We start from the raw sequence: 22505 nt of genomic DNA, 5'->3' as shown, positions 1-22505 counted from the left end.
CGTCGACCCGGCAACCACCTCCCGGCTGTTCGGCCTGTTCAACGAGTCTCACATGCAATACGAGGCGGATCGTGGCAATGACGTTGCCGGTGAGCCTTCACTGAGTGAGATGACCGCCAAGGCCATCGACATTCTCGATAATGATACCGATGGTTTCTTCCTGACCGTCGAGGCGGGGCGGATTGATCATGCCAGCCACGCGGGAAGTGCTTATGGCGCACTGACCGATACCATTGAACTGGCAAAAGCCGTTCAGGTGGCCGTGGATCAGACCAGTGCGGAGGATACGCTCATCATTGTGACCGCGGATCACAGCCACGTATTGACGATGGCGGGTTATCCCAGGCGCGGTAACCCGATTCTGGGCAAGGTCGTGGGTATTGAGGAAGATCAGCCTGCACTGGCGGCGGATGACCTGCCATACACTACGCTGGGCTACGCCAATGGCCGTGGTATGCGCGACTATGGAAGTGAGACCGATGCGGACCGTACCTATAGTGACCCGGTCAACGCCGGAAGAATGGACCTGACCAGTGTGGATACCACTTCACCGGGCTATCATCAGGAGGCATTGGTGCCGCTTGGTAGTGAGACTCACGCTGGAGAGGACGTAGGCATTTATGCCCGGGGCCCGGGCGCCAACCTGCTGACTGGCACCAATGAGCAGAACATGATCTATCATGTTATGGATTATGCGGCCGACATCAGCGGGGCTGCCAATCAGGAGGTTCAATAACCCCGGTAAGGTTGACGTTTTTTAGAGCATCAGATCCGCGCTGAAAACACCGTAAATCCGGCCCACTTGGTAACAGAGTGGGTCGGGTTTGCGGTTTTTTGTTTCAGAAAACCCTTTTCCTGCCGATAAGCCAGTTGAATACACTAAAGTATGAGTTATTAACTCACATCAATTCTTTAGTCTCCACGATGGCCTTAAATAACAAAATGTTGGCAGAAGCAACGATAAAGAAGAGGTTTCTATGGGGTTACTGGATCGGGCTTCAATACTATGGGGGGTGGCGGTTGCCGTTGTTCTTGCGATCATCAGTGCAGTGGTGGCGCCTTTGCTAGGTCTTGAACCAGCATCAACACTGGTTGGGCTGGTGGTTGGCCTTGTGGCCGCTGGCGGCTTTCTGATCGTCCGGGTGCTGGAGCCGACCGAACGCGGGCTCAAGGCCCTGAACGATGGCACCCTGGCAGAAGATCATCCGCTCCGGGCCCAGTGTCGGCAGTTGCTTTCCGATGCGAAAGCCGGGCGGGCTCTGGTGGAAACCCTCTCCGGAAGCGCGGACAGGAACGCTATTTCCGCCGCCCAGGTCTCCTTCGCCGCAGACCAGCTCAAGATCCGGCTGGACCGTCAGGTGGAAGAAACCGCCCAGATGGCCGATTACGCGGGCCAGATTACCGAGACCGTCCGGGAGTCCTCCGAGCAGGCGACCGATGCCGCCACCATGGCTCTCCAGAACAAGCAGGTCAGTATCGAGGGGCGCGAAGCGCTGATCTCGGCCATTGACAGTGTGCGCGCGGTACACCAGCAGTCCGGTGAGAATCTCCGGCTGATCCAGGAGCTGAACGAGAAGTCCAACAAGATCCAGGGCGTGACCGCCACCATTCAGGGTATTGCCGAGCAAACCAATCTGCTTGCACTCAATGCGGCCATTGAGGCCGCCCGTGCGGGTGATCAGGGCCGCGGATTTGCCGTGGTGGCGGATGAGGTGCGTCAGCTGGCGGGTCGCACGGCCCAGGCGACCGGTGAAGTGGCGGAAACCCTCGAGGAAATCCGTTCGGATACCACGCTGATTGTGTCCCGGATTGAAGACCTTGCCCGCAGTGTTGAGGCGGGGCTGACCTCCGTGGAGAGCGTGGGCGAGCGTCTGGAGCAGATCCGGGACCAGTCTGACCGGGTTCAGCAGCAGGTTTCCCGGATTGCTGAAATTGACCAGAACAACGAGCAGAGTCTGGCGCAGGTGTTCTCGGCCATTGAAACGGTACGGGACCAGATTTCCGAGAGCGATTCCAGCGTGGCATCTCTGGCAGAGCAGGCCGCCACATTGATGGAGCTGGCGGAAAAAGCCAATGCCTCCTTCGCACTGAACAGCGAGGCCAGTTATCACCGTCCGTTCTACGATCAGGCCAGGGCCGGTGCCGACCAGATTGGCCAGCTGTTCGAGCAGGCCATTCGTGACGGCAAGTTGTCAGAGAGCGCGCTGTTCGACAACAAACGAACACCCATCCCGAACACCCATCCGCCCAAGTATTCCAGTAGCTTTGACAAATTCACCGATCAATACCTGCCTGCGGTTCAGGAGCAGGTCAAGAAGGCGCATGGGGCGATAGTTTTCGCCATTGCTGCTGCGCCGGATGGTTATGTGCCCACCCACAATCGGGATTTTGCCCACGCGCCGACCGGGGATCCGAAGGTGGACCTGGTCAAGAGCCGGAGCAAGCGACTGTTCAATGACCGGACCGGCATCCGTTGTGGTACGCACACCGAGAACATGCTGCTGCAAACCTACCGGCGGGACACTGGCGAGATCATGCACGATCTGTCCGTGCCTATCTACGTGAATGGTAAGCACTGGGGTGGCTTCCGTCTTGGTTACCGTCCGGACAATCACTGACCGGCCTGGCGTTTCCGGCCCGGGATGCTGTGATAGACTCCGGATAACCGTTCAACAGGAGCCTTGCCTTGACTGAGTCGGAATTTATCCCCGCCGATCCGGATCCCGCCTCCCGCAGGTCAGACCCGGCCCGTAACCTGGCCGTTGTGGTTTACATACTTCAGGCGCTGTCGTTTTTCCTGGGGGGCATCACGGGTCTGGTGGGTGTGATCATCAACTATGTCAAACTGGATGATGTGCGCAACACCTGGGTAGAACACCATTTCCGCTGGCAGATCCGCACCTTCTGGATTGGCCTGCTGTGGACGGTGATCGGCATTGTCACCACGCCGCTGATTATCGGCTGGTTTATTCTCCTCGGCGTTTCGATCTGGATTATCTACCGGATCGTCAAAGGGGCCCTGGCACTGAATGATGGCAGGGCGCCGGTCTGAAAGGGCCGGCTATCAATCCCCGGTTACTTCCTTCAGACCCCTGGCACTGAACATCCCAGCCAGCCCCATCAGGCCAAGAACAATAATCACGGCCACCTCCGAGATCATTGAAACAAGGGCAGTCAGACCACCGGTCGCAAGCAGCAGCAATCCGATCACGGTGTTGCTGACAGCGGTGTAGTCTGTGCGCTTGTTTCCGCCGGCCATGTCCACCAGATAGGTTTTGCGACCGAGTCGCACACCGGCGTGGGCAATGCTCAGAACAAAGAAGGCAATGGGGTAGAACCATACACTGCCGATGTTGGTGCCGAGCCAAAGCGCTGTAAATCCAACCACCAGGCATACGCCGCTGGCCATGGCGGCGCCGCGAATCATCACCTTCCGGCTTGAGGTATCGGCAGCCCAGCCCCAGAAACTGGCACTGAGCGAGCTGGCGAGACTGCTGGCCAGCAGGAAAACGCCCAACATCCAGCCAATGTCGGATTCTTTCTGTGCCAGTACGACCAAATAGGGTGAAGCCAGTGCCGAGCTGAGCAGCAGGGCCCGGGTAATCACGAAGTTCCGGAACGGAACGTCATCCCGGAGCAGGGACAGGCTTCGAAATGCCTCGTTGATGGCATTTCCGCCGCCACCGGTTTCGCCTTCGAATTCCTTTACCCCGGCAAACAGCAGGCCGGCGATCACCCAGAGTGCCGCGGCCAACAGCAGAAGTACCGTGTAAAAACCAATGGTCGGATCGCCCCGCTCCCAGAACAGGAGCACTGTAAGAATAACGGTTGCGGTACCACCAATGGTGGACGCCAGCCCCGAGAGCCTTCCCCGGCGGGTTTTCGGGATGCACTTGCCCTGAACATCCTTCATGGACACCGAGCAGAATCCACGGGCCAGTGAAAATACGATGAGCGAGGCTACGATTCCTCCACCGGCGGCATAACCCTCAAGAAACCACACGCTCGCCGCCATGGTGATGACACTTATCGCCTGGCCGAGACTTCCCAGCGTCCAGAACCACTTCCGAACTGCCCGTCGACGGACCTGGGCCGCGATGACCATTTGCGGCAACATGGAGCCGGATTCCCGGATGGGAACCAGCCAGGCAACCAGCGCGGGTGCCCCAACAGCGCTCATGAGCCAGGCCAGCACGGTTTTCGGGCTGATCAGCAGGTCGCCCAGCTTGGTCAGCACGTTGCTGGCCAGAATCAGAAAGAAATTGCGGGGCACTTCCTGGCAGGCTTCTGCAGGAATATCCTTGCAGACCCGCGCGTCTTCCTCGTTCGCAATCAGAGCGTAGAGCTGATCGATGGCATGCTTTTTCGACGTAGGTTCTTGTGTGGACAAGCGATCGTCCTCCGGGAAAATGAGCACAAAAGCATAACAGCTGATCCTATTTCGCTTAAATGCCGGGTACGGACGGGGTGGCATTGCAGACAATCCTGCGGCTTAATAGGCGCGAGTTCTGACCATTCAGGAAGCCCTATGCTCAGCTATCTACACGCCTTCCACGCCGGAAACTTTGCCGATGTCCAGAAACATGCGGCGCTGACGCTGGCCCTGGCAATGATGCAGGCTAAGAAATCCGGCATTGCCGGCTTTGATACCCATGCCGGCAGTGCCATCTATGACTTGCGCAGTGAAAAAGCCCGGAAAACGGGCGAAGCGGACAGCGGTATCCAGAAACTCTGGAAGGCCCGGGAACAGTTGCGATCGGAGGACTGGCGGCCGGTGCTGGATGTTATGGCACAGTTCAATGCCGGAAGCGGAGAACTGACGGTTTACCCGGGGTCACCTGCCTGGTTTCGGCATTTTCTCCGGGCCGAAGATGGTCTGACCCTGTTTGAGCTCCATCCCGCTGAAGGTGAACAGCTGGCGGACTGGGCGTCTGCTGGCCGGGCCCGCGTGCTAAGGCAGGATGGCCTGGCGGGCCTTCTCAGGCAGTTACCTCCGAAGCAGCCTCGCCTGCTGGCACTGATTGATCCATCCTATGAAATCAAGTCCGATTACCGGGATGTTGCCGAAACTATGGGGAAAGCGTGGCAAAAGTGCCGGCATGGGGTCTATCTTGTCTGGTATCCGGTACTGACCAGTGGTCTTCACGAGCAGTTGAAAGACGCTGTCAGGGCCACCGCTGTCCGTAAGGTGCTGTGCAGTGAGGTGCATCTGCGAACGCCACCGGAGCGGGGCATGACAGGCTCTGGGCTTCTGGTGATTAATCCGCCCTGGGGATTTGATACCCGGTTGTCGGCGATGATGAATGATATTGCCGGTCCCGATGCCCTGAATCTGTCTCATGGAGTCGAGTGGCTGGTGTCTGAATAGCCCGGCCGGTTGACGGTTCGGAGGAGCGATCTGATTGACAGAAAAGCCGGTTCAGAAGATTGAAAGCACCTGTCTGCAGGGTGGCCTCACCCCTGTAGACGAATGGAAAACACCCGAAACCTCCGCCAGGCGGTCACTGAAGGATGCCCTTCTCCACATCCTGGCGCAGATCCGTGCGGGTGTTGTGCAGGAAGACGAAACCTTTGAAAGCCTTGATAACCTGCCTGAATTAGCCCAGTCCGAGCTTCAGGGCCTGGCTCCACAGCCGGATTTCCCGAAGCTGGCAGATGCGCTTTGGAGTGCTCTGGAAGCCAGTCGGTCGGTTGCGCGGTCCAGCCGCGACGTGACCTTTCTTGTGGCGCCTCCATTTTCGGGGGTGCGGTCTGCACTTGAATATTTCCCGGAGCTTCAGGCGGGGAGGAGCAGTGGGACAGATCAATGGTCCCTGATAGCGCCTCCCGAGAATCTATTGCTCGACGATCAGGGCGCCAGGGATTGGTGGGATAGACAGGATCTTTCCCGGCCTTGGGTCATTCCGGAATTGGCCGATTTCTGGCTTCGCCATCTGTCTGGCCTGGCGTTGATTCGTGAATTGCTTCGGCGAGTGGCTGCTGGCGGGCTCGCCCCTGGTCTCATTGGCTGTTCCAGCTGGTGCTGGCAGTTCTGGTCATCCTACTTTGGAGACACCCACCTGGCACCGCTGACTCCGGCACCGATGACGGCCACAATGCTCGGAGACTGGTTTGAATGCCTTGCTTCAGGCACTGGCGGACAGGCAGTGATCGCGCGGATGGCTGATGATGGCTTCTATGTGTTGCCAACGGCGAATCCAGTGCAGGGCAAAAAACACAAACACAGTGGATTTCTCAGGGATCTGGCGTCTGTTGCCCGGGGCAATCCGGGGGTTGCGCTCGCAATCTGGCGGCGGTCACTCAGAGCGCGCCCCGAAGACAACCCGGCAATGGAGAATCTGGCGGAAGAACCTGTTAAAGACGCAAGCTGTGCCCGCTGTTGGGTCGTTCCGTTTGACCAGTTGAGTCTTCCGGCTGTTCCACAGATCCAGGGAGACAGTATTGGTCTTGTTTTACATGCCTTGCTCCTGCATGAGGGGCTGAATACATCGTTCCTCGAGCTGGTGACAGGTGTCCAGGAGCCTCAACTGGGTTTCGTGCTGTCCCGGCTGGCCCGCTCAGAGCTGATTGAACAAGTGGAATCCAGCGATTGCTGGAAAGTCACTGCATCTGGATATCCGTCTATCCGGCGACACCTGCAAAGCTGGGGCTTCCCGGTAGACATGTTCTAGGAGATGAATCATGGGTGATCTTGGTATCCAGGAAGCGTTTTCGGCGATTACCTACAAGGCATTGCTGGAGGCACTGGTCGTGGTGCTTGCCGCAACAGCGCTGACCATCGCCATTCAGAAGCTACTTCCGAAAATCGCAGGAAAGCTGGGCGGCAAACCCCGGTTCTACATCCTGGCATCCGTTCCGCTGCTGCGGCTGATCATCATTGTGGGGACCATCATTGTGGTGGTTCCGATCCTGGTGGAACCCTCTTTCGAGAATATGGTGGCCATCTTTGGTGCGCTGGGCCTGGCCCTTGGCTTTGCTTTCAAGGATTACGCCAACAGCCTGATTGCTGGCATCGTGACTCTGTATGAGATGCCTTACCGCCCGGGGGACTGGATAGAAGTGGACGGCAAATACGGGGAAGTGCGTTCGATCGGTGCCCGTGCTGCCGAACTTGTGACACCGGATGACACTGTGGTTGTGATTCCCCATGGCAAGCTTTGGGCGTCACTGATCGCAAATTCCAACGATGGCACGGATAACCTGATGTGTGTGGCGGAATTCAATCTTGAGCCCCACCATGATGTAAGCAGGGTTCTGGGCCTGCTGCGGGATGTGGCCTACACGTGCCCCCACACACGGACGTTTCGGCCAGTGGTGGTTGTGGTTTCCAATAATCCCTGGGGGATGTGTTACCGCCTGAAGGCTTATCCGGTTGAGCTGAAGGACCAGTTTCGCTTTATCTCCGAATTGACGGCCCGGGGGGCAAGTGCACTGGCTGCCGAGGGAGTCAGTTTTGTTTCAGCCCCCGTTGCCGGAAACCGCTGATTCGCGGCTTCCGGCTTCGAACTCCTCAATCAGCTGAAGCAGCTTTTCCAGGATTTTCTGCCCACTTTCTCCGGTGCGTTCCAGATAAATGTCCCGCACCGGCCTGCTCGCCTCACGAAAAGCCTTCCGTTCCGCATCGGTGAGCCGAACAACGCTCAGTTGACCCTCTTCCAGCATTTTCTCAAGCCGTGTCTGATTGAGCTCTTCCTGGGTTTTCCAGGCAATTTCCGCGACATCTTTCAGGGCGTTGTCCAGCCATTGTTTCTGGTTTTCCGGTAATGAGTCGTACCACTCCAGATTTGAGATAACCGACGAGACAAACTGTGCGGGCCGTGCAAGGGTCAGCGTACTCTGGACTTCATGGAAATCCATTTCCTCAATCGCAAAAACGGGATTGCTCTGGCCATCAATCTTCCGGAGCTGGAGATCACTGTATACCTGCGAATAGGGAATCTGGCTGGGTTCGGCACCGTAAGCGCGATAGGCTTCTTCGGCCATATTGGAGGTCATGGTTCGGATCCGGAGTCCCTGGAAATCTTCCGGGGTGCGCAGAGCCTTATCCGCCGTCCAGGCCATCCAGCCTTCCGGAACGAAGCCCAGCAATTTCATGTTCTGGCGCGCGTAGGGCTGCTCAAACAGACCGGTCAGTTCCGGGCTTGCCAGCAGTTGCCGGGTGATTTGGGAGTCTTCGGGCAGAATAAAGTGCAGGGTGAAGATGCCCGCTTCCGGCACCTTGTCGGCCAGGTGCCCGGGTGAGGCGAAAGCGAGGTTTACCGAACCGTTCCGGACCAGTTCGGTGAGCTGGGTCGAGGTTCCGAGGGAGCCGTAAGGGAAGATGTCTATCAGAATCCTGCCGTCGGAACGCTCCTCAATGCGCTCTTTCAGGGCCTCGGCGTAGGCATGCTGAACACTGCCCTCAATCTCTTCCAGGGCAAACCGCCAGGTGACGGGATACTCGGGCGGCTCTGGGGTTCCGGCCGTGCTGTCCCCGTTGCCGGCATTCTGGTTGTCCGAGCATCCGGCCAACGCCAATACCAAGGCGGCGCACAGTGGCCAAAACCTGAAACGGAACGTGTGCATAACGGGAACTCCAGTTCTCTCGGTCCTTGTTTGATATCGATATACAAGGTAACACAAGAACACCCGCGGTCGTGGGTAACAGGGTGCGATTGGATTACACTGTCGCCCAAAACGATTCAGGGACTATGGGAGTGACTCGATGGAGCTTCAGTTGCCGGCCGGAGGCGGGGAATGACGAACCAGAAACAGGCCATGCTGTATGGCCTTGGCACGGTACTGTTGTGGTCAACGGTAGCAACGGCGTTCAAGCTTTCCCTGCGGGAGATGGCACCCCTCCAGATGCTGCTGGTTGCGAGTAGTGCGTCGGTTTTGGTGATGGCGTTAATCCTGATGCTCCAGGGCCGTTGGCATCTGGCATTTTCCCTGAGCCGGAAGCAGTACGCCCAGTCCTTTGGTATGGGCCTGATCAATCCCTGCCTTTACTACCTGGTGCTGTTCGGAGCCTTTGATCGCCTGCCCGCTCAGGAAGCGCAACCGCTGAACTATACCTGGGCACTGGTGCTGGCCTATCTGTCCGTTCCCTTCCTGGGCCAGCGGCTGCGCAAGCTGGATATTCTGGCGGGCCTTGTCTGTTACGCCGGAGTGGTGGTAATCGCAACCCGTGGCGCCATCTCAACCCTGGGCTTTTCCGATCCTGTCGGGGTGTCTCTTGCCCTGGGCAGTACCGTGATCTGGGCGTCCTACTGGATTATTGCCACGCGGGATACCCGTGATCCGGTGGTTGGGCTGTTTCTGAACTTTTTGTTCGGGCTGCCGGTCATTTTTCTGATCTGCTGGTGGGCCGAAGGCTTGTCTTTTGTTTATGTTACCTCTGGTACGTCGCTTGTGGCGGCGGTCTATGTCGGTGTATTCGAGATGGGCGTTGCCTTTGTTCTATGGTCCTACGCCATGAAAAAGGCGGAAAACACGTCAAAAGTCAGTAACCTTATCTTCATTTCTCCGTTCCTGTCCCTGGTGTTCATCCATTTCATACTGGGCGAGCAGATTCTGCCCTCGACCTACATCGGGCTTGTTCTGATTGTGGCGGGTCTCTGGCTTCAGCAGAAAAAGGTCAAAGCCAGGGAGGAGGCCCTTGCCCATGGCGGCTAACTGGTTCGTTTATATGGTGCGGACTGCCCGGGGCGCGCTTTATACCGGTATCACCACGGACGTGGCGCGGCGTTTCCGGGAGCATCAGGCAGGCACCCCCAAGGGTGCCCGGAGTCTGCGCGGTAAGGGGCCCCTTGAGCTGGTGTTCAGCACCGCCGCCGGAGACCGGAGCCGGGCTTCAAAGCTGGAATGGCATATCAAACAATGGCCCCGGTCACGGAAAGAGGCGCTTGCCCGGGGCGAGTTCAGCCTGCCAGATGACGTTTGATGTGTTCCCCGGCGGTTTCCATGGCGGCGGTTGCGCGATCGAGCTGACCGCTGTGCACCTGGAATACGTGCCAGAGGCTGTTGAAGACCTCGAGCCGGGTTTGCACATTATCCCGGTTCGCAGCGTCGGCCAGGCGTTCGGCATCGTTCAGCAGGATTTCCTGGCTGCCTACCTGAATCAGTAAAGGGGGCAGACCGCTCAGGTCACCAAAAATTGGTGAAATAAGTGGGTTGGTCAGGGGTTCCTTACCGGCATACAGCCTGGCAGCCTTGCTGGTCCAGCGTGCCTGGAGTACCGGCTCGCATTCCGGCGCATAGAGCTGTTCCTGGGTCAGGTCCACCCAGGGTGAAAACACGGTCAGTGACGCCGGCAGTGGCAGCCCCTTGTCGCGCAGGCGCATGGCGAGCGCAATCGACAGGCCACCACCGGCGGAATCGCCGGCGACGGCGATCTGCTCCGGTTTGTAACCCTCTTCAAGCAGGCCATTCCAGCAGGCTTCGGCGTCATCCAGAGCGGCGGGGAAGGGATTTTCGGGCGCCAGCCGGTAATCCGGCGTAACGACAGAGCAGCCGCTGGTTTTGGCCAGGTGGCCGGTCATTCCACGATGAGTGGCGGAGGATCCGATGATGTAGCCGCCACCGTGCAGGTACAGCACTGCTCCGTAAGGGTTGTTTCCGTAGGTTGTCCGGGTTGCCGGTACCCCGCCAACGGCGGCTTTCTGAAACCGGGCGCCCCGCGGTGGTATCGAACTGCGATATGCCTGGCTGACAATTCTTCTCTGGAGTGAAACCGGAACCGCTGGGTTGAGGACTGGTTTCACCAGACTGTTCATCGTCTGGCGCAACCCTGTCTCGAGAAGCTGTTGCAACATCTGTGGTATACCCTCGCTATGGGTTAGGCCCGCTATAGGTTAGGATTGAGAGCCGGAAACTTATAACTCATCCATGACAGGCGTTTAACTCTACGTGTACTGGAAAACAGATACCATAGAAATACCGGATTGGGACAGACACTCGCTTCTGGACAGGCTCGAACCATTTGATCCCGCTCACTCACGGGAACTCCGTGAGGAGATGGTCGCCTACTGCCGTTTTTACGGCCTTGATCTCTGGGTCGAGCATCCGGAGGTAAATTACCATCAGGGCTATATCAAGGCGGGTGGTCACGAGGTTATGGTGCACTATTTCCGGCTCCCGGACGCGAAGCCGGGCCGGGGCACGGTGTTTATCCTGCACGGCTACTTCGATCATGTCGGGCTCTACAGCCAGTTGATTGAACGGTGCATTGGAGCGGGATTTGATGTGCTGGCCTATGATCAGCCGGGCCATGGCCTGTCCAGTGGCACACCGGCGGCGATTGACAGCTTTCTGGAGTATCAGGGGGTCCTGGCAGACGTTTTGGCGCGGGCCAGGGGCAAGGTCCGTGAGCCGTGGTTTGCGGTCGGGCAGAGCACCGGGGGTGCGATCCTGATCGACTATCTGTTATCCAACCAGCACGATCAGGCCTCATCCGATTTCCGCAACGTGGTCTTGCTGGCGCCGCTGATAAGGCCTATGGGCTGGCTCGGAGCCAAAACGCTCCACAGCCTGGTAAAACCATTTATCTCCCGCTGGCGTCGGGTGTTTGCGGAAAACAGCGGCAACACCAGGTTCCTCCGATTTTTGCGGGAACACGATCCGCTTCAGGCCCGCGCCGTCCATGTGGACTGGGTGAGTGCCCTTCGGAGATGGGTCCCGCACATCGAATCGGCCAGGCCAGTCGATTTTCCGGTGACGGTGGTGCAGGGTGAAAAGGATCTCACGGTAGACTGGCAGCACAATCTGCGCATTATCCGGAATAAATTTTCCTCAGTAGAGGAACTGAGAATCCCTGACGGACGTCATCATCTTGTGAACGAAGCTCAGGATTTGCAGGCAACCGTATTCAACACCATCATTGACACATTCACGAACTCGGCAGCAGAAGTCCGCTAAACCAAAGAGGGCCTGCTGAAGCAATCAGGTACAGGAGAAAACTGTGAAGAAGACGATTCTTGCGTTTGCGGTGGCAACTTTCGGTCTCGCCGGTTGTATGACCTACGACCCGTACACCGGCGAGGAAAAGACATCGAGTGCGACCAAGGGCAGTATTATTGGCGCCATTGGCGGTGCGGCCATAGGTGCCGCAACCTCCAGCAAGAGTGACCGCGGCAAAGGCGCGCTGATTGGTGCGGCCAGTGGTGCGGCGATTGGTGGCGGTATCGGTTACTACATGGACAAGCAGGAAGCAGAGCTGCGCCGGAAGCTGGAAGGCACCGGTGTTCGCGTGGTTCGAAACGGCGATCAGATCGAGCTGGTGATGCCGGGTAATATCACCTTCGATCTGAATGAGTCCAGCATCAAGCCCGCGTTCAGCGGCACCCTGGAGTCCGTGGCTCTGGTCCTGATGGAATACGACAAGACCATCATTCAGATTGAGGGGCACACCGACAGCTCGGGCTCTGACAGCTACAACCAGCTGCTCAGTGAGCGTCGTGCCTCATCCGTCAGGGATTTCCTGCTGAATCAGGGCATTGCGCCCAAGCGCACCCGCGCCGTTGGTTATGGGGAGCGCTACCCGGTGGCCTCCAACGACACGCCAGCCGGTCGTGAGCAGAACCGTCGCGTTGAACTGACCCTGGTGCCCATGCGATAAGCCGGGCACTCGAAGCCATAAAAAAACCGGAGGACATGCGCCTCCGGTTTTTTCGTTTCAGGCCGTGGTTCAAAACAGGACGCGGCAGCGGATCGTTCCCTTCACCTTGAGCAGCTTCTCCAGTGCCAGCTCGCCGTAGTCCTTGTCAACATCAATCACCACGTAGCCAATGTCTTCCTTGGTCTGCAGGTACTGACCACACACGTTGATGTCATTTTCCGAGAATACCCGGTTGATCTCGGACATCACGCCCGGCACGTTCTCGTGGATGTGCAGCAGACGGTGCTGGTTGGGGTGTGACGGCAGCGCAACTTCCGGGAAGTTCACCGAAGAAACCGATGTGCCGTTGTCGCTGTACATGGCCAGCTTTTCCGCCACCTCACGGCCGATGTTCTCCTGAGCCTCGATGGTGGAGCCGCCCACGTGCGGGGTCAGGATCACGTTATCGAATTCCCGCAGCGGAGAAACAAACTCTTCGTCATTGGACTTCGGTTCCACCGGGAACACATCAATGGCGGCGCCCAGAAGCTTGCCGCTACCCAGGGCATCGGCAAGGGCGTCGATGTCGACAACGGTGCCGCGGGAGGCATTCATCAGGATGCTTCCAGGCTTCATCTGGGCAAACTGCTCGGCCTTGAACATGTACTTGGTGGCCGGCGTTTCCGGCACGTGCAGGCTGACCACATCGGCAATGTTGAGCAGTTCCTGCAGGGTGCCCACCTGGGTGGCGTTGCCGATCGACAGCTTGGAAACCACATCATAGAAGTACACGTCCATGCCCAGGCCTTCGGCCAGGACGCTGAACTGGGTGCCGATGTTGCCGTAGCCGATAATGCCCAGCTTTTTGCCGCGAATTTCGTAGCTGTCCTTCGCGGACTTCAGCCATTCGCCGCGGTGGGCCTTGGCGTTCTTCTCAGGCACGCCCCGCAGCAGCAGGATCGCCTGGGCCAGAACCAGTTCCGCAACGCTCCGGGTGTTGGAGAAGGGCGCGTTAAATACCGCAACGCCCCGACGGGTGGCCGCCTGCAGATCCACCTGGTTGGTGCCGATACAGAAACAACCCACGGCCACCAGTTTCCTGGCAGCTTCAAATACTTTCTCGGTCAGCTGGGTACGAGAGCGAATCCCGATGAAGTGCGCATCGGCAATCTTCTCTATCAGGTCTTCCTCAGCCAGCGAGTGAGTCAGATACTCGATGTTGGTGTAGCCCGCAGCATTCAGGGTATCAATGGCAGATTGATGCACGCCTTCCAGCAGCAGAATCCGGATTTTGCTCTTCTCAAGAGACGTATTTGACATGGGCTTGCTTCCGAACCTTTCGTCACGTGAAATGACCCGTGGCCAGTGATCGTCAGGGCTGGCTCACAGAACAGGGGCGGTATGATACCATAAACGCAGACTTTCACAGTGCGCCGGTTTGTCTGAATCAACTGACTGTGATTCCTGTTGCAGGATGCCCCGGCCCAAACCTGACGAGACCGACGAATCCATGAATTCCGAACAGATCATTGCTTCCCTCAAAGACCTGGTGGCCTCCGGAGATGCCCCTGGAAAGGTACTGACCGACCCGGCGGATCTGGACACCTACGGCAAGGACTGGACCCGGATCTATCCGCCCAATCCCCTGGCGATTGTGTTGCCCAAGACCACTGAACAGGTCCAGGCGCTGGTGAAGTTTGCCAATGCGAATCAGGTGGCATTAGTGCCCTCCGGTGGCAGGACAGGTCTGAGCGCGGGTGCCGTGGCAGCCAACGGCGAAGTGGTTGTGGCGTTCGACAACATGAACCGGATTCTGGATTTCAATGCCAGTGATCGCACGGTCCGTTGTCAGGCCGGCGTTGTGACTGAGCAGTTGCAGAATGCTGCCGAGGAAAACGGCCTCTATTACCCGGTGGATTTTGCCTCCGCCGGTTCCAGCCAGCTTGGTGGCAATCTCTCCACCAACGCAGGCGGCATCAAGGTGATCCGCTATGGCATGAGCCGGGATTGGGTTGCCGGCCTGAAAGTGGTGACCGGTAAAGGCGATATCCTGGATCTGAACAAGGATCTGGAAAAGAACAACACTGGCTATGATCTTCGCCATCTGTTTATAGGTGCGGAAGGTACCCTGGGCTTTATCACCGAGGCCACCATGAAGCTCTCCCGCAAACCGGACAACCTGACGGTGCTGGTTCTGGGCCTGAACGACCTGGCCAATACCATGGATGTGCTACAGACCTTTCAGAAGAAGATTGACCTCACTGCCTACGAGTTCTTTTCTCACCAGGCCATGGGCCATGTTCTGGCCCACGGCCAGGTGCAGGCGCCGTTCGAGACAGAGGCGCCTTACTATGCATTGCTGGAGTTTGAAGCGGTCTCCGACCAGGTTATGGACGATGCCATGGGCCTGTTCGAGCAATGCATGGAAAACGGCTGGGTGCTGGATGGCGTAATCAGTCAGAGTGAGACCCAGGCCCGGAACCTGTGGCAGCTGCGGGAACGGATTTCCGAATCGATTGCGCCCCGCACCCCCTATAAGAACGACATTTCGGTCGTGGTTTCCAAGGTTCCCGGTTTCCTGCAGGAAATTGACGAGGTGGTCACCGAGCATTACCCCGATTTCGAGATCATCTGGTTTGGCCATATCGGCGACGGCAACCTTCACCTGAACATTCTCAAGCCAGAGGATATGGCCAGGGAGGACTTTTTCGAGAAGTGTCAGCAGGTGAACAAGTGGGTGTTTGAGATTGTTGAGCGCTACCAGGGCAGTGTTTCTGCCGAACACGGTGTTGGCATGACCAAGAAGCCCTATCTGAAGTACACTCGCAGTGAGGCGGAAATCGCTTATCTGAAAGGGATCAAGCGGGTTTTCGACCCCAATGGCATTATGAACCCGGGCAAGATTTTCGACTGATGCAGGATCACATCGTTGTACTGACAGGCGCTGGTATCAGCGCCGAAAGCGGCCTCTCCACTTTCCGGGATAACGGCGGATTGTGGGAGCAGCACAGTGTCTACGATGTGGCCACGCCCGAGGCGTTTGCCCGTAATCAGGAGCTGGTGCTGCGGTTCTACAACGACCGCCGGCGCCAGCTGGAATCCGCACAACCCAACCAGGCGCATCGCCTGCTGGCGGAGCTGGAGCAGTGTTACCGGGTAACGGTGATCACCCAGAACGTCGATGATCTCCACGAACGTGGTGGTGCCAGCAACGTGATCCATCTCCACGGTGAGCTCACCAAGGCCCGCAGCTCAAGGTACCCCGAGCTGGTGTATGACATAGGCTACCGGGACATAAACCCCGGCGACGCTTGCCAGAGGGGTGCCCAGTTGCGCCCGCACATCGTCTGGTTTGGCGAGGAAGTCCCCATGCTGGAAAAAGCCGCCGAAATTGTCAGCACGGCGGATCACCTGCTGATCGTGGGAACGTCTCTCCAGGTTTATCCAGCCGCCGGGCTGGTTTACGAAGTGGACAGGGATGTGCCCATTACGGTCATTGATCCGGGTGAGCCGGCTTCGGTGTCCCGGGCCCGGGTTATTCGTAAGGGGGCCGTTGAGGGTGTGGCTGATTGGGTAAATAGCTTAGGGTAACTCTGCACAATGGGCTGAATCGGGATGAGGCTCCTAAAACTGTGCGGAGCCATGGATGGCGGAGCCCAAGCGTCACATGGATGTGCCGCAAGGAGCGTGTTTTGGGAGCCTCATCCCGGTTCAGCCTGCTCCGAAATCCCAAGGTATTTTTCCAGTTCCGAGCGGAACGCCGCCTGAACGCCCAGCCGCTTCAGCATCCAGTAATGGCCGGCGATCATCCGGTCGATAAAAATACTCTCTACCGGTGGTTTGAAATAGTCGAGATATTTGAAAACAGTGCTGGTTTTCGCGGCCACCCGCTTGTGAATTTCGGATTCGCCAAAGTCATAGGGCTCGTCGTGTTCGAACGGCACCACGAGTATATCCCGCCACATGGCGTAGTAGGCTCCATCCACCGCTGGTTGGCTGCCGACCCGGGCGCCGAGGTCAATGAGGTAGCTGTCCAGGGCTTCATAATCCTCGTTCAGGGCGGCCACCAGGGCGTTGCGGTAAGCCTCGACAATCTCCGGTTTCAGTTTCTTCACGCACCCGAAGTCGTACACGATGATGGTTCCGTCGGGACGGTAGGCGAAGTTGCCGGCATGGGGGTCGCCGTGGATACACTGGAAGCGGAACAACTGGTCTGCCATCAGGGTGAAGATCCGGTGGCCGATCAGGTTGATGGTGTTCTGGTTGTACCGGTCACGGGTGACTTTGCTGACATGGTCGCCCTCAACCAGTTCCATTGTAAGGACACGACGGGTTGAATGGCTTTCCGCCACAGCGGGAATAAGGACCCACGGCTGGTTCTCGTGGAATTGGCGGAAGAGTTCTATATTCCTCGCTTCATTCTCATAGTCCAGTTCCTCTTTGAGCCGCTCACGAATCTCCGCGAACAGACGGTCAACAGATTCCCTGGGCATCTTCAGCAAGCCACCCAGTTTCAGGGCCATACGCAGTTGCTTCAGATCGGAATCGCAGGACTCGTCCACACCGGGGTACTGAACTTTCACAATGACATCGGTACCGTCCTGCAGCCGCGCCCGGTGCACCTGGCCGATTGAGGCTGCGGCGTAAGGGGTTTCCTGCAGATATTCGAACAGTTCGGGGACCGGTTTTCCCAACTCTGACTCAATCTGCTCGACGATCACCTCAAACGGCATCGGAGGCGCTTCTCTCTGCAGCTTCTCCAGCGCGTCTGAAAACTCCCTGGGCAGAAAATCCTGGGTCTGGGAGGCAATCTGGCCCACCTTCATAACCGCGCCCTTGAGCTCTCCGAGGGTGTCGGCAATCTGGTCCGCCATGCGGGTGTAACTCTCGCTCTGGGCGCCTTCATCATTTTCTGTTCGGAACAGTCGGCGCGCGCGCTGGCCTGCATACTGCCCTGCGACAGAGGCCGTCATGCCTGCGAGTTTGAAAAAGCGCCCACTTCGGGAGGTTACCGGTTTCTTTGCCATAACAGAGGTACGCCTTTGACCGGATTCGGGTTTAGTCGGGCCTGCACGTTAAACCACTTTGGTCTCCACGAACAGCAGGTCTTCCAGTTCCAGTGACAGAGTCTGGCCGGAGTCCAGCGGGCCGACGCCCCTGGGGGTGCCGGTCAGGACGATATCACCGGGCAGCAAAGTGAACTGGCTGCTGATGTGGGCAATCAGGGGCGCCACCGGATTGAGCATGTCCCGGGTGTCGCCGGTTTGCTGGCGGCTGCCATCGATGTCCAGCGTGAAGTGAATATTGCCACCGGCAAACTTCTCGGCGGCCACGAAGGGCGAAAGTGGGCAGGCACCGTCAAAGGCTTTGGCCCGCTCCCAGGGCTGGCCTTTTTCCTTGAGCCTGCTTTGCAGGTCCCGCAGCGTCAGGTCCAGCGCCAGACCGTATCCGAGGATGGCGGCTTCGGCCTCACTGGCCGTGGCATTGGTCAGGGGGCGGCCAATGAGTACGGCCAGCTCGGTCTCAAAGTGAACCGCACCTTTGTCTCTGGGGAAGTCCAGCGGGCGGGTGATGTGGACAGCTGAGGTAGCGGGTTTGATGAACAGCAATGGCTCATCAGGCACCGGATTATTCAGTTCCTTCGCGTGCTCGGCGTAATTGCGGCCAATGCAGACGATCTTGCCCAGAGGCAGATGAACGGGTGTGCCGTCCTTCCAGTGGTGTTGGTAATCCGGCATGGTCGCCTCCTGTTTGCTGTTGGTTATTCCCCTTCAAAAGAGCACACAGTATAAACCTGAAGCCCCTCATCCTGCAGCTTCCGTGAGCCTCCGAGATCGGGCAGATCAATCATGGCGGCGACTTCCACAATCTCCGCACCGATCCGCCGGATCAGGCGGCTTGCCGCCAGCATGGTGCCGCCCGTGGCAATCAGGTCATCCACCAGTACGACTTTGTCACCGGACTTGAACGCATCCTTATGCAGCTCGACGGAGGCCGTGCCGTACTCCAGCTCGTAGTCTTCAACCAGGGTGTCGAATGGCAACTTGCCCTTCTTGCGAACCAGTACCAGAGAGGCGTTCAGCTCATAGGCCAGTGCCGAGCCAATGATAAAGCCACGGGCATCAACGGCGGCGACAGCGTCAATCCTGTGGCCGTGGTAGCGATGTACAAAGGCATCAATCAGCTTCCGGAAGGCGGTCTTGTCCTGAAGTACCGTGGTGATGTCGCGGAAGGCGACACCGGGCTTCGGCCAGTCCGGTACGGTGCGAATAGCTGTTTTGATGCTCTCTGAGAAATAATCCATAACAGATCCGGTAGTTGTTCCGGCCGCGGGCTATGCCACGTCCAGGAAAATGAATTTCAGGATAAAGACAACGGCAATAATAGCAACACTGGGATTCAGGTCAGACCAGCGGCCACTCAGTGCCTTCAGAAGGGCGTAGGTGATAAAGCCCAGGGCAATGCCGTTGGCGATAGAAAAGGTCAGCGGCATCATCAGCGCGGTGACCACCGCGGGAGCGGCATCGGTAACGTCGTCCCAGTCGATCAGCTTGAGACCGCTGGCCATCAGAACGGCCACATAAAGCAGTGCTGGTGCCGTGGCGTAGGCCGGGATAATACTGGCAATCGGTGACAGCAGAAGACTGGCCAGGAACAGCGTCGCTACTACCACTGCAGTCAGGCCGGTACGGCCGCCGGCGGAAATACCGGCTGTGGATTCAATGTAACTGGTGGTGGTCGAGGTGCCAAGCGCGGCACCGGACATGGTGGCGACGGAATCCGACATCAGCGCGCGGCCAAGCCGAGGGAGCTTGTCGTCCTTGTCCAGTAGTCCGCCACGCTGGGCAGCACCGATGAGCGTTCCGGAGGTGTCAAACAGATCAACGAAAAGGAACGCAAAGACCACGCTGATCATACCCACGTTCAGGGCACCGGCCACGTCCAGTTGCATAAAGGTAGGGGCCAGACCCGGAGGTGCTGATACGAGGCCTTTGTATTCCACCATGCCCAGTGCCATCGCAACGCCGGTGACCGCAACAATGCCGATCATCACCGCACCGGTTACCTGTCGGAACGACAGTGCACAGATCAGCACAAAGCCGCCAAAGAACAACAGACTCTCTGCCACCTTGACTTCACCGAGACCGACCAGCGTTGCCGGGTGGTCGACCACAATGCCGGCGTTCTTCAGGGCGATCAGGGCCAGGAAGAAACCAATACCCGCCGAAATGCCGAAACGCAGGGACATGGGAATACTGTTAATGATCCATTCCCGGATCTTGAAAATGCTCAGCAGGAAGAACAGGAAGCCGGACAGGAATACTGCCCCCAGCGCCACCTGCCAGCTGTAGCCCATGCTGCCAACTACGGTGAAGGAGAAAAAGGCGTTCAGCCCCATGCCGGGCGCCAGCGCAATCGGGTAGTTGGCCCACAGACCCATGATCAGGGTGCCAATTACGGCAGCCAGACACGTGGCAACAAAGATGGCCCCGAAATCCATGCCGGCGGAAGAAAGGATGCTGGGGTTGACCACGATGATGTAGGCCATGGTCAGGAAGGTGGTTATGCCCGCGACCACTTCTTTACGAACAGTGGTGCCGTGGGCCTGGAGTTGGAACAGTCGTTCAAGCATGACGGGTGTCTGCCTCGCAGGATGCTGAAAGTTAGTGTTTGGGGGCTGATCTGAATGGAAAACGTGGAGTGCATGAAAAAAAACGGCAATCTTACCGGCTGGTTGGCCCAGGGCCAAGGGATGATTGACAGTTTGTCACATCCGAAAAGTGCGGTCAGTTTCCGTGAGGGTCCCGCTGCAGCCGGATATCAAACCGCACCGCAAGCATGCGCACGAGTGTGATAAACAGCAGCCCAATGGTCAGGGACAGGGTTTCGTTCTCAAGGAACCACTGGCACACGAAATACAGCCAGCACCCGGCGAAGGAAATGGATGCGTAGATCTGGTCCTTGCGGAATATGTAGGGTACCTCGTTACACAGAGTGTCCCGAAGTGCGCCACCAAAGGTGCCGGTCATCACCCCGAGAAGCGAGGCGATAAACCAGGAGTGCCCCATATCGAGAGCCAGTTGAGCGCCCAGTATGGAAAAGACACCGAGGCCGATGGCGTCAGGGAATACGATTCTGGACTCGCGAATCCGCTCGGCCCGATTCCAGTAACTGAACACAATCGCCATACCCAGAATCAGAATGGGCTGTTCCTGGTGCTTGATCCAGTAAACCGGGTGGTTGTCCATGATCATGTCCCGGAGGGTGCCGCCGCCGAGGGCCGTAATGAATCCGATGGTAAACACGCCGACAGGGTCCATATTCTTGGAACGCGCCATGATCATGCCGGAAATGGCAAACGCGATGATTCCAATCATTTCAAGCACGTAGATGACGTCGAGCATGGCGGGCCCTGAATAGTGAACAAGGAGTGGCCTGGCGGCGAATTTCCGAGCGCGAAGGATAGCGGAAAACGCCTTTTGGTTCATCTTCAGGGGTTGGTTGGCAAAATGGGCAATCTGACGGACTGTGATCCATGACGCAGAGGTATCTTGTATCCAACTTACCTTTGTTCTGCTGTACGTCCTGCTGTACGGAGCCGTTATGTCCCTGATGCGTCTGGCCGGTAAGTGGAAGGAAATAAGCAGGGCTTATGGGGTTCAATAAGAGAACTTTATTTGCTTCATGGTTAGACTGTGTTTAGCTTGACGGGTATCAAGTAGCAGGCAAACCCCGGCCTGAAACCCGATCAAATACCAACGGAGAGCCCATGAAAGCCATCCTCTGCAAGGAATACGGCCCGGCCGAAAAGCTCGTCATCGAAGACGTGCCCAGCCCGGATGTTAAAGGTCACGGTGTGAAGGTGCGCGTTAAAGCTGCGGGCCTGAACTTCCCGGATACCCTGATTATTGAGGGCAAGTACCAGCTTAAACCCAACATGCCGTTTTCACCGGGCGGCGAGATGTCCGGTGAGGTTATCGGCGTTGGTGAGAAAGTTACCCGTTTCAACGTGGGTGATCGGGTAGCTGGCCTGACCGGTTACGGTGCTTTTGCCGAAGAAGTTGTAGTTCCCGAGCAGAACCTGCTGCCAATTCCCGAAGGCATGTCTGATGAAAAGGCCGCCGCTTTCACAATGGTCTACGCCACCTCCTATTACGCACTCAAGCAGCGGGCAAACCTCCAGCCTGGCGAGACGCTTCTGGTACTCGGCGCCAGCGGTGGTGTCGGTCTGGCGACGGTGGAACTGGGCAAAGCCATGGGTGCGAAAGTCATCGCCGCCGCCAGCTCCGCCGAGAAACTCGCCGTCGCAAAAGCCGCCGGTGCTGATGAACTGATTAACTACACCGAAGAGCCTCTGAAAGACGCTGTCAAGAAGCTCACGAAGAGCAAAGGCGTGGATGTGATCTACGATCCCGTTGGCGGTGACTTCACCGAACAGGCCCTGCGGGCTATGGCCTGGAACGGCCGCCACCTCATAATCGGCTTTGCCGCCGGTGATATTCCGAAGATTCCGGCGAATCTCACCCTGCTGAAAGGCTGTTCTGTGGTCGGCGTGTTCTGGGGCAGCTTTACCCAGCGCGAGCCTGAGGCCAGTGCCCAGAACATGATGGAGCTGATGAAGCTCTACGGCGAAGGCAAAATTGATCCGAAAATCAGCGAAGTCTTTGAGTTCGAGGACTTCGCCAAGGCTCTGGGGGCGTTGACCGAACGGCGGGCTACCGGGAAGGTTGTGCTGAAAGTCGGCTCTTGAGTTATAACGTAGCCTGATGGCTGGGGGGGGAGGTTGACGGTTGGAGCCCCCTCCCAAAAAACGCTACAAGCACATCCATGTGCGCTTGGGCTCCGCCATCCATGGCTCCGCACATTTTTGGGAGGGGGCTCCAACCGCCAACGTCCAGCAATGGAGATATATCCGCCCGGCACAGCCCTG

At 57.7% G+C, this 22505-nt stretch carries 22 protein-coding genes; 13 read left to right on the top strand and 9 right to left on the bottom strand.

Annotated elements, in window-relative coordinates; genetic code table 11:
- From AC13C0_RS03285 to AC13C0_RS03275, 3 genes are all read left to right on the top strand, one after another.
- Positions 1 to 736 (top strand): alkaline phosphatase (locus tag AC13C0_RS03285; protein WP_482953961.1); only part of this gene is annotated, 736 nt, incomplete at its 5' end.
- A 241-nt stretch (positions 737 to 977) separates the two neighbouring features.
- Complete coding sequence (locus AC13C0_RS03280; protein WP_117617878.1) at positions 978 to 2618, top strand: methyl-accepting chemotaxis protein; 1641 nt, start codon at positions 978 to 980, stop codon at positions 2616 to 2618.
- 68 nt (positions 2619 to 2686) lie between these two features.
- Positions 2687 to 3052: a DUF4870 family protein gene (locus AC13C0_RS03275; RefSeq protein WP_117617877.1), complete on the top strand. Its 366-nt coding sequence runs from the start codon at positions 2687 to 2689 to the stop codon at positions 3050 to 3052.
- Between the two features lie 12 nt (positions 3053 to 3064).
- Here the strand turns inward: AC13C0_RS03275 and AC13C0_RS03270 are convergent, their stop codons facing one another.
- Positions 3065 to 4390 carry an MFS transporter gene (locus AC13C0_RS03270; protein WP_482953960.1) on the bottom strand — a complete coding sequence of 442 codons (1326 nt, stop codon included), beginning with the start codon at positions 4388 to 4390 and terminating at the stop codon, positions 3065 to 3067.
- A 138-nt stretch (positions 4391 to 4528) separates the two neighbouring features.
- On the opposite strand from AC13C0_RS03270, the gene AC13C0_RS03265 reads away from it, so the two are divergent.
- From AC13C0_RS03265 to AC13C0_RS03255, 3 genes are read left to right on the top strand one after another with little or no spacing between them, the layout of a single operon-like run.
- Complete coding sequence (locus AC13C0_RS03265; protein WP_117617876.1) at positions 4529 to 5368, top strand: 23S rRNA (adenine(2030)-N(6))-methyltransferase RlmJ; 840 nt, start codon at positions 4529 to 4531, stop codon at positions 5366 to 5368.
- A 34-nt stretch (positions 5369 to 5402) separates the two neighbouring features.
- Positions 5403 to 6671 carry a hypothetical protein gene (locus AC13C0_RS03260; RefSeq protein WP_227539465.1) on the top strand — a complete coding sequence of 423 codons (1269 nt, stop codon included), beginning with the start codon at positions 5403 to 5405 and terminating at the stop codon, positions 6669 to 6671.
- A 10-nt stretch (positions 6672 to 6681) separates the two neighbouring features.
- Positions 6682 to 7485 carry a mechanosensitive ion channel family protein gene (locus tag AC13C0_RS03255; RefSeq protein ID WP_117617875.1) on the top strand — a complete coding sequence of 268 codons (804 nt, stop codon included), beginning with the start codon at positions 6682 to 6684 and terminating at the stop codon, positions 7483 to 7485.
- On the opposite strand, the gene AC13C0_RS03250 is transcribed toward AC13C0_RS03255, so the two are convergent.
- Entirely contained in the window at positions 7459 to 8565 is a 1107-nt protein-coding gene (locus AC13C0_RS03250; RefSeq protein WP_117617874.1) for a TRAP transporter substrate-binding protein, read from the bottom strand. The genes AC13C0_RS03255 and AC13C0_RS03250 overlap by 27 nt on opposite strands.
- Before the next feature lie 171 nt (positions 8566 to 8736).
- Between AC13C0_RS03250 and AC13C0_RS03245 the strand changes: the two genes are divergently transcribed.
- Together AC13C0_RS03245 and AC13C0_RS03240 are read left to right on the top strand one after the other, a co-directional pair.
- Entirely contained in the window at positions 8737 to 9654 is a 918-nt protein-coding gene (locus AC13C0_RS03245; protein ID WP_117617873.1) for a DMT family transporter, read from the top strand.
- The gene (locus AC13C0_RS03240) at positions 9644 to 9922 is read left to right on the top strand and encodes a GIY-YIG nuclease family protein (protein ID WP_117617872.1); all 279 of its coding nucleotides are present in this window, start codon (positions 9644 to 9646) and stop codon (positions 9920 to 9922) included. Before AC13C0_RS03245 ends, AC13C0_RS03240 begins: the two co-directional genes overlap by 11 nt.
- Here the strand turns inward: AC13C0_RS03240 and AC13C0_RS03235 are convergent.
- Positions 9900 to 10793 carry an alpha/beta hydrolase gene (locus AC13C0_RS03235; protein ID WP_117617871.1) on the bottom strand — a complete coding sequence of 298 codons (894 nt, stop codon included), beginning with the start codon at positions 10791 to 10793 and terminating at the stop codon, positions 9900 to 9902. The two genes, AC13C0_RS03240 and AC13C0_RS03235, sit on opposite strands and share 23 nt — an antisense overlap.
- Before the next feature lie 94 nt (positions 10794 to 10887).
- Between AC13C0_RS03235 and AC13C0_RS03230 the strand changes: the two genes are divergently transcribed.
- Both AC13C0_RS03230 and AC13C0_RS03225 read left to right on the top strand, forming a co-directional pair.
- Positions 10888 to 11895: an alpha/beta hydrolase gene (locus AC13C0_RS03230; RefSeq protein WP_117617870.1), complete on the top strand. Its 1008-nt coding sequence runs from the start codon at positions 10888 to 10890 to the stop codon at positions 11893 to 11895.
- Between the two features lie 43 nt (positions 11896 to 11938).
- Entirely contained in the window at positions 11939 to 12595 is a 657-nt protein-coding gene (locus AC13C0_RS03225) for a YiaD family glycine zipper/OmpA-like lipoprotein (protein ID WP_117617869.1), read from the top strand.
- A gap of 69 nt (positions 12596 to 12664) precedes the next feature.
- Here AC13C0_RS03225 and serA read toward each other — a convergent pair whose 3' ends face one another.
- Positions 12665 to 13894: a phosphoglycerate dehydrogenase gene (serA, locus tag AC13C0_RS03220; protein ID WP_117617868.1), complete on the bottom strand. Its 1230-nt coding sequence runs from the start codon at positions 13892 to 13894 to the stop codon at positions 12665 to 12667.
- A gap of 190 nt (positions 13895 to 14084) precedes the next feature.
- On the opposite strand from serA, the gene AC13C0_RS03215 reads away from it, so the two are divergent.
- Positions 14085 to 15488 (top strand): FAD-binding oxidoreductase, encoded by a 1404-nt coding sequence (locus tag AC13C0_RS03215; protein ID WP_117617867.1) that lies wholly within the window; start codon positions 14085 to 14087, stop codon positions 15486 to 15488.
- Positions 15488 to 16165 (top strand): SIR2 family NAD-dependent protein deacylase, encoded by a 678-nt coding sequence (locus AC13C0_RS03210; RefSeq protein ID WP_482953959.1) that lies wholly within the window; start codon positions 15488 to 15490, stop codon positions 16163 to 16165. The genes AC13C0_RS03215 and AC13C0_RS03210 overlap by 1 nt, the downstream gene beginning before the upstream one ends.
- A gap of 110 nt (positions 16166 to 16275) precedes the next feature.
- Here AC13C0_RS03210 and AC13C0_RS03205 read toward each other — a convergent pair whose 3' ends face one another.
- From AC13C0_RS03205 to AC13C0_RS03185, 5 genes are all read right to left on the bottom strand, one after another.
- Positions 16276 to 17601 (bottom strand): ABC1 kinase family protein, encoded by a 1326-nt coding sequence (locus tag AC13C0_RS03205; protein WP_482953958.1) that lies wholly within the window; start codon positions 17599 to 17601, stop codon positions 16276 to 16278.
- A gap of 48 nt (positions 17602 to 17649) precedes the next feature.
- A complete protein-coding gene (locus AC13C0_RS03200; RefSeq protein ID WP_341582429.1) occupies positions 17650 to 18312 on the bottom strand; it encodes a fumarylacetoacetate hydrolase family protein in 663 nt (220 codons plus the stop codon).
- A gap of 23 nt (positions 18313 to 18335) precedes the next feature.
- Positions 18336 to 18878, bottom strand: coding sequence for an adenine phosphoribosyltransferase (locus AC13C0_RS03195; protein WP_117617863.1), 543 nt, complete (start codon positions 18876 to 18878; stop codon positions 18336 to 18338).
- Between the two features lie 30 nt (positions 18879 to 18908).
- Complete coding sequence (locus tag AC13C0_RS03190) at positions 18909 to 20207, bottom strand: NCS2 family permease (RefSeq protein ID WP_117617862.1); 1299 nt, start codon at positions 20205 to 20207, stop codon at positions 18909 to 18911.
- Positions 20208 to 20361: 154 nt separating this feature from the next.
- Entirely contained in the window at positions 20362 to 20979 is a 618-nt protein-coding gene (locus AC13C0_RS03185; protein WP_117617861.1) for a trimeric intracellular cation channel family protein, read from the bottom strand.
- Between the two features lie 365 nt (positions 20980 to 21344).
- On the opposite strand from AC13C0_RS03185, the gene AC13C0_RS03180 reads away from it, so the two are divergent.
- Positions 21345 to 22325: an NADPH:quinone oxidoreductase family protein gene (locus tag AC13C0_RS03180; RefSeq protein ID WP_117617860.1), complete on the top strand. Its 981-nt coding sequence runs from the start codon at positions 21345 to 21347 to the stop codon at positions 22323 to 22325.
- Positions 22326 to 22505 lie beyond the last annotated feature (180 nt).

The sequence above is a fragment of the Marinobacter sp. B-21 genome, assembly GCF_056857895.1.
This window is presented reverse-complemented; position numbering and strand designations above follow the sequence as displayed.